General features: G+C 31.4%; 4 protein-coding genes and 4 pseudogenes. 2 read left to right on the top strand and 6 right to left on the bottom strand.

Going from position 1 to position 7,754, the window contains the following annotated elements; translation table 11 throughout:
• Window positions 1–198 (bottom strand): annotated as a pseudogene (locus tag ACYQZV_RS08730) (hypothetical protein); the annotation flags it as partial.
• A gap of 71 nt (window positions 199–269) precedes the next feature.
• Between ACYQZV_RS08730 and ACYQZV_RS08725 the strand changes: the two are divergent.
• Window positions 270–1,172, top strand: a complete 903-nt coding sequence (locus ACYQZV_RS08725; RefSeq protein ID WP_459895184.1) for a type II secretion system protein GspK — start codon at window positions 270–272, stop codon at window positions 1,170–1,172.
• A 157-nt stretch (window positions 1,173–1,329) separates the two neighbouring features.
• Here ACYQZV_RS08725 and ACYQZV_RS08720 read toward each other — a convergent pair.
• Window positions 1,330–1,584 (bottom strand): annotated as a pseudogene (locus tag ACYQZV_RS08720) (HepT-like ribonuclease domain-containing protein).
• A 28-nt stretch (window positions 1,585–1,612) separates the two neighbouring features.
• Window positions 1,613–1,942, bottom strand: coding sequence for a nucleotidyltransferase family protein (locus ACYQZV_RS08715; protein WP_459895182.1), 330 nt, complete (start codon window positions 1,940–1,942; stop codon window positions 1,613–1,615).
• Between the two features lie 195 nt (window positions 1,943–2,137).
• Between ACYQZV_RS08715 and ACYQZV_RS08710 the strand changes: the two are divergent.
• Window positions 2,138–2,422 (top strand): annotated as a pseudogene (locus ACYQZV_RS08710) (PD-(D/E)XK nuclease domain-containing protein); the annotation flags it as partial.
• Here the strand turns inward: ACYQZV_RS08710 and ACYQZV_RS08705 are convergent.
• The 3 genes and pseudogenes from ACYQZV_RS08705 to ACYQZV_RS08695 form a co-directional block, all read right to left on the bottom strand.
• Window positions 2,419–3,612, bottom strand: coding sequence for a glycosyltransferase family 4 protein (locus ACYQZV_RS08705; RefSeq protein WP_459895179.1), 1,194 nt, complete (start codon window positions 3,610–3,612; stop codon window positions 2,419–2,421). The pseudogene ACYQZV_RS08710 and the gene ACYQZV_RS08705 overlap by 4 nt on opposite strands.
• Entirely contained in the window at window positions 3,612–7,316 is a 3,705-nt protein-coding gene (locus tag ACYQZV_RS08700; RefSeq protein WP_459895177.1) for a glycosyltransferase, read from the bottom strand. Before ACYQZV_RS08700 ends, ACYQZV_RS08705 begins: the two co-directional genes overlap by 1 nt.
• Window positions 7,313–7,754: pseudogene (locus ACYQZV_RS08695) on the bottom strand (hypothetical protein); the annotation flags it as partial. The pseudogene ACYQZV_RS08695 and the gene ACYQZV_RS08700, both read right to left, overlap by 4 nt.

Genomic DNA, 7,754 nt, shown 5'->3' with positions numbered 1-7,754 from the left:
CTCTTCCCAATACTTCCTATCTTCCTCCCTTTGTCTATTTGTTTCTTTTAAGCTATCTTTTAGTTCTTCTACTTCACCCTCAAGTTTTTCTATGCTTTTTTCTAACCTTGCTATATCATTTTCTAATCTCACAAGACCAATAGCAAACTCTTTTAGTATCTCTCTAATTTCTTCTATCTTGCTTTCTACTGTTTCCATAGTAAAAATATAAAGTGCTAAAAAGTTATGTCAAGAACTTCAAAGCCAAGTCAAAATGCTATAATCATACTATGACAATCGGAAAAGCCAGCAAAGGTTCTGCTACACTACTTGTTATGCTTTTATCGGCTGTGATAATAACTCTTGGCATTGGTTTTGATTGGATTGTAAAAGAACATATGAAGGCTACCTACGACCTCGAACTTAAAACCCAAGGTATGCTTAGAGCTTACTCCATAATGGATAAACTTCTTTATATGATATCGGTATCTACTTTTGCACCAAAAGCCATAAACTCTGAAGTGGTATTAAAACCTTTTAAAAGTTCATTGTTGCCGCTAGATGGAACATATATAAAATTCAAAGATTTAGAGGTATCTATACAAGATGCCAATGGGCTTATAAGCATAAGCTATCCAAATGTTGACGCTTTAAAAAATTTACTCGCACAAAACACAAAGGTTAATCCTGACATAGTAATAGATGCTTGGGAAGATTGGATAAATCCAAACTATCACGACGAAGATATACCTTCTGATTTCTATGATAGATATTTACCAAGGAAGTATTTACCTCAATACAAAGAAGAATTTTCTTTGGTTTATGGTATGACAAAAAAAGACTACGACGTTATAAAAGACTATATCACCCTTATGCCAAACTCCGGTTTTAACCCAAATACGGCACCGGTTCCTGTTTTGATGGCAAGGCTAAACATCACAAAAGACCAAGCTAATCTTATAAAAGAGTATTTAAAATCTCACACTCTTACAAGCGACCAGCAGCTTGAAGCCTTGGTAAGTAGAAAATTAAGTCTACCAAACATGAGAGTATATTATTTTCCAGCCGATGCTATGAGAATTATTGTTTTAGCTCTATACCATGGTAAACCCATATACAAAATACACGCTGACATACTAAAAAAACCAAACCTAAGTTTTCCTTTTACAGTATTATATTGGAAAGAGTACTAGGTTTACAATATCTATATGAAGATTTTACCAATAGGCATACAGAGTTTTCGGTCTATAAGAATAGAAAAAGATTATTACTATTAGATATTTACGGCTTTATCTTATTCAAACTTAAAAGTAAGGATGTCTTTTAACGATTCACTCTTAGATTATGTTATTAAAAGACTATTTCCCAAACAACTTCTAAATCGACGCCAAAGTAAGAATGTATAAGTTTATCTCTTGTTCTTGCTATTAAGCTTTATTCTATATCAGAATATTTATTCTTAAATTCAGCTGATACATTTTTTACTGCTTCTCCAAGTATTTCAATGTTTCTAATAACAGCGTCTATTGTCTTGCTATCTTTTTCAAAATCTTCATAAGATATTCCTTTGGTATACTCCACAATTTTCTTACAAGCTAAGAACATATCCAAGACAAACTCTTTATCTGATCTTTTATACATATTTTAACTCTTTTTTAATTCTTTCTTTTACTGACCTAATTTTTATGCTTTCTATTCCATTTGGTGTTAGAATATCTACTTTTCTGCTTAAAAGGCTCTCTAAAAACTCAACAAGCCCACCAAAATCTCTAAAACCGCCTCTACCTTTTTCAAATTCAACAACTACGTCTATATCACTATCTTCTCTTAATTCGTTTCTCGATGCAGAACCAAATACGCCTATTCTTTTTACACCAAACTTTTTTATCTGTTTTATATTATTTCGTAAAATCAACATAACGTCATCTTTGTACAAGTTCGCTTTATCGTTAAGGCTTCCCACAACCAAATTATACCACATATTCACAGTATTTAATCATTTAGCTTTTGTCATGACAGGAGTTATATACAGAACTTAGCAAATCTTGACAAATCGTAAAGCAAGAATGAGTTTAAATAGCATTTTCTTAGCAAATCTATTTCCAAATTTTCATAATGGGGAAGCCAAGATAGCTATTAAAAAAGTTTTTATGCTTCTCTTGTCTATGCGCTTTTTAACGGAGCTGGTATTCTCACCATCCCAGAAGATACTACAAACAAAGGCTGTATTTACCTTACGGCTTTTATAGAAAACAAAATATACATTATAGAGTTTAAAGTAATGGATAGCCCATTAGATAACCCGCTAAAACAGATAAAGGAGAAAAAACATTATGAAAAGTATTTGTCAGAAGATAAGAAAGTATACATAGTAGGGATAGGGTTTTCTGAAAGCGAAAAGAGTATAATAGGTTTTGGATGGGAAAGGATAAAGCGATACTAAATTCCAAAATGCTTTTTTATAATATTGGCTATTGCTCTTGTTGTATCTTCCCAAGTGTTTAGTTTTATGTTTGCTGGTTTCCTTTCTAAGTTTTTTGAGCTTTTAATAGCAGATATCAAAGAATCTTGGTTGTATGGGTCAAAATATGTGGGATAATCACTGGCTATCTCTCTAAAAACCGGGATATCGCTTGCTATCACAGGCACTCCTCTTACCATCGCCTCTATAACTGGGAGACCAAAACCTTCTCGGTAAGATGCCATTATGAGGGCTTTCGTATGCTGATATAAGTATTCAAGTTCTTCGTCTTTTACTTCTTCTAAGAAAAATAGTTTTTTATTTTTAAAAGGCGATGTGTTTATAAAATTAAGCACCTCCTCGTATTTCCAGCCTATCCTTCCTACTATTACGAGGGTTGAGCTTTCTCCTTCTTCCCACATTTTATGAAAAGCCTTTAAAACAAGCATGTGATTTTTACGTGGTTCTATGGTGCCCACCATTAGGTAAAAGTTGTCAAAATAAATGCCGGCAGATGGTTTTACAGGGTTTTTAGCAAGTTTTATATCCACTCCAAGGGGCACCACATATATGGGTTTTTCTATGTTTTTGGATTTTAAAAAAGTCTCTATAATATTTTTTTCAGAGTTTGTGGTGGTGATGATGAGTTTTGAATTAGCCATAATATCTACCACTACTGTATTAAAAGCCTTTACAATATGCTCTGGTTGAGTTTCTGGATTTGTTATAGGTACTATATCGTATATTAGTGATACTACATTTAATGTCTTTATTGTGTTAAAAAAACTTTTTGAATAAGTTTGACTCCAAAAAGCATCTGCCAATAGTATAATGTCTGATTGTTCTAATTTTACTTTTTTACCAAATAATATATAAAAAAGCATGTCAGGGCTGTATTTAGATAATTTTTTATATATATTAGCTACAGATCTATATATACTTCTATATCTTGATAAGCTCTTCCTTATGGTTATTGCAACAGCTTTAAGCTTGCTTTCTCTTTTATAATCTATCTCTATTCCTATATCTTCTACAAAGATAACAGGTTCTACTTCAACACTGGTTATCTCTTCAATAATATGCTTATTTCTTATAATATTCTTCACAACCCTTTGTATGCCAGTATTTAGCTTACTTATGTAGGTATCAGTCCAATCTATTAAGATTTTCATTATTTTAAAAGTATCTCCTTTAATTTTTCTGTATGTTCTTGCCAACTCATCCATTTTATGCTGTCTGGTCTTGGATGCTTGTTTTCTTTATAAAGATTATACCACTCTAATATCGCATTAGCAAGTGTCTTTTCATCTTTTGTATTTGGAAAATAATAAGCCCCGTCTTGTGCCACTTCTCTAAACACTGGTATATCTCTTGCTATAATAGGTGTTTTGTAATAGGCAGATTCAATGATAGAAAGCCCAAAACCTTCTCCTTCTGAAGCTATAATGGTAGCTGCAGCATTTTTGTAGAGATTTTCAAGCAAATCATCTGATACATGACCAAGGTAAAAAAATCTTTTGTTTTTTTCAGGATGTTTTTCTACATAATCCATAAAATCATCCATCATCCAGCCTTTTTTACCCACAAACACTAAGTTAAAGTTATATCCTTTTGCCCAAAGTCTTTCAAAAGCTTTCAAAACTTGTCTATGCCCTTTCCTTGGCTCTACGGTTGATACCATAAGAAAATAAGGTCTTTGGCTTATAATGTTAAGAATTTCTAAGTCTTCTTGATTTAAACCAGCGCTATGCTTAGCAGACGATATATCAGATCCAAGGTGAATATGAGTTATCTGAAGGTCTTCTCTTAATAAATTAATTTTTTCTAGATATTCTTTTAATTCATATTTCACAGATTCTGATATACATATTAGCTTATCAGCATAAGATACTATTGATTTTACCCAATTTGAGTGAGTCTCGTAAGCTCCTTCTGGAAAACAGTCAGGTCTTAATATGGGTAAAATATCGTAAACCAAAAATATGATTTTCACGTTTTTTGATCTCATGTATTTGTATATGCCTTGATTACCGGCTTCATATACGGTAGGGTGCAAATCTGGTGCGTAAAATAAATCTTCTTCAAAAATATCTATCGGCTCGTCTTCCAAAGTCGTATTTATACCAAGAAATTTTTGAGTAAATTTTCTTGCATATTTGTAAATCCATTTACCATCTATATTTTCAAGATAAACAGGTTCTATCCTATACTCTTCTGGTGGTTTTTCCAATAGATATTTTAACTGTGCCTTAACCACTCTCTGTATACCTGTCTTTAAATCATGTCTCGATACTTCGCTAACGTCTACGAATAGTTGTTTTAGCCTTGGTTTTGGGCTTATATTTTTAGATAGCTCCAATGAAATTGTTGCCAAATACTTATCAGAAACATCGCTTATGCTGGTTAGTATCTCCTCCAGAAATTCGTTCTGTGAAGGTTTTAAATATAAATGCTCTATAGCGTTTTTATAATCATTAGCTATTTTTCCCGGATCATGGAATTCTTTTATATAATCTTGCGCTCTGAGGCTAAGAATTTTTCTTTTTTCTTCATTGTAATATAATTCCTCTAAAGCTCTAACAAGATCTTCATGCTTAAATTCATCTTCTATCATGTAAACAGCATCTTTTGAAAAATCCGCCATTGTACCATGCACATTTACTATAGTAGGTATACCGCTCGCTAGACAATCTAATACGGTTACAGAAGCTTCTCCTATTGATAACGTCCTTAATTGAACAGCTATATCACAAAGGGATAGATAATTATTGTAAGCTTGGTCATCTACTAAGCCGGTTATGATAACCTTATCTTGTAATTTGAATTTGTTTATGGTTTCCACTATCTTAGCATAATAATCTTCTCCACCGGGATTTTCTCCAACAAATATAAGTTTAATATTATTCTTACTTGATAAGCTTGATGCTATAAAAGCTTCTAAAAGTAAATGATTTAGTTTGGTAGGACCTAAAATGCCAAAACTACATATTATAAAATCATCGTTTTTTATGCCTAATTTTTTTCTTGACAAATTTTTATCATTATGTAATTTAAGCTTTCTTAGCTGTTTTATAATATACCAATTTTCATTATTAATACTATAAAATTTTCCTGCCAAAGTTTTTGAAAACTCAGAATGGGTTATAATGCCAAGAGCATTCTGCAAAACACTAGCATTTAAAGGGTATTTAAAAACTGTTTCTTTTAAGGAATTTTCTTTCAAAAACTTAAGACCGTGATATCCATGTGAGTAGTAAAGCTCTTGGGTGAAAAAATTATTATAAGAAGATTCAAATTCCATCCACCAATATAAATCTGATATATAAAAATCATGTAACACTACAACACCAGGATATTTTTCTAAAAGAAACAGCATATGTTTGTGAAACGGACTATTGCCCAAATGGTATAAAATCCTATCGTAAGATTTATAACTTTGTTTAAAATAATCTACATTCCTTATTGGTATATTTTGTGAAATCCAATTATCAGTTACTTTATCCTGGTCTACTATTGCTTCTATATCATAATACTTTGAAAGGTAAGGCAAAAGCTCTTTTGAATAATAAGAGACACCACTTTTTTCTGGCGGTAAGGGCGATATATAAGCAAGCTTTGGTTTCTTACTATCTACAGTATTTACAGTCTTTTTTTTGATTTTATCGTAAATATATTCAAAAGATTCTATAGCTTTTTTAGCGGTGTTATCCCAAGAAAAGCTTTTCACTCTTTTTAGAGAATACTCTTTCAGTTCATTTATAAAATGTTCATTTGTAAGGACTTCTTTCATTTTAAAAGCTATAGAATCTATGTTATATGGATTAAAAAGAGCATCTTCTCTTCCTACTACTTCTGGTATACTTGTGGTGTTTGATGCTATAACTGGCGCTCCACATGCCATAGCTTCTAAGATAGGTAATCCAAATCCCTCATGTAAAGATGGAAATACAAATAAATCGCAAAGGTTGTAGAGCTTTATCAAATCTTCGTCTGGCACATAGCCTGTGATTACAACATTTGGTTTTATGCCCAAACTTTTTATGAGGTTTTCCAGCATAGCCTTATTGTTTTCGTCTATCTTGCTTGCTATTACAAGCTGGTATTTGTTTTTTAAATCTGATAGTAATTTGCTATAAGCTTTTACAAGCCCATCAATATTTTTTCTTATATCAAAACCACCAGGCACATATAAAATAAAGCCATCTCTTATTCCATACTTTCTAAGAGTATCATATTTTTCTTCTTTTGTGATATCTATTTTTCTAAACTTTTCATCGCAAGCTCCATATATAGTAAATATTTTATCTTTGTCTATCTCAAGGTATCTTATAGCCTCGTTTTTAGAATAATTAGATATAGCTAGTAGTAATTCCATTTTTTTTAAATATTCTATTTTGTTAAAGTAGTAATTTTTATAATTTTCATTTATTAGATATTTATCCGCATTTACTAGCGGTATTAGATCGTACAACGTTACAGATGTGATTGTGTTTTTATCAAGAACTTTTGCTGATGTTATTACATCATCTGCAAATCCTTCAAACAAAGAATTTATATGCACTATATCTGGCCCAATGTTTGACATAACATACTCTCTTATCAGTTCTGATATTTTTGCCCTTTGGTAGTTATTTTGGTTTATATAAGATGCTGGTGTTACAGGGAAAAATGTTATTATGCTTTCTTTTGGCATTAGGTCTTTAAGCTCTTTTTTTATTCTCTCTATACTATCTACGAAAGCTCCATTTAAAAGTATATATATGTCATGTTGGAGATTGTTTCTTAATATTGCTTTTGTAAAAGATATAGAGTATCTACCTATGCCACGAAAACCGCTTTCCCCTTGATAAGCTTGAAGATCTATCAATATTCTCATGATATTTTAATGGCTTTTAACTTATTGTATATTTTTTTAGCTACCGGGCTCAAAACAGGTGGTATCGAAGCATCTTCATTATTAGTCTCTATATTATCTACATTATCTTGTCGAACATCTGGCAATTCTACGCTGACTTCATTATCTACCTTGTCAGGATTGCTTGTATTTTCAATTTTTTTTTTAATAATTTTGCTCTTTATTTTACCTAAAAAAGCGTATATACGCCAAGGCTTCGAAAATGTGAGCATCTCTATTTGGCTTTTAACAAATAAAACAATGACGTTTAGGCTGTTAAATTTATCATCTAGCTCTTGTTTTATGTTTTCACTTTGGGCTTTCAAATTAGTTATATGTTCATTTAGATTTTCGATAATATTGTTTTGGTTATAGATAATATTTATCAAATTTTCTATATCTTCTTTAATTCTTTTTTCT

The sequence above is a fragment of the Hydrogenobaculum acidophilum genome (genome assembly GCF_054656715.1).
The sequence above is the reverse complement of the archived record's forward strand: the minus strand, read 5'-3'. Positions and strand labels throughout refer to the sequence as shown.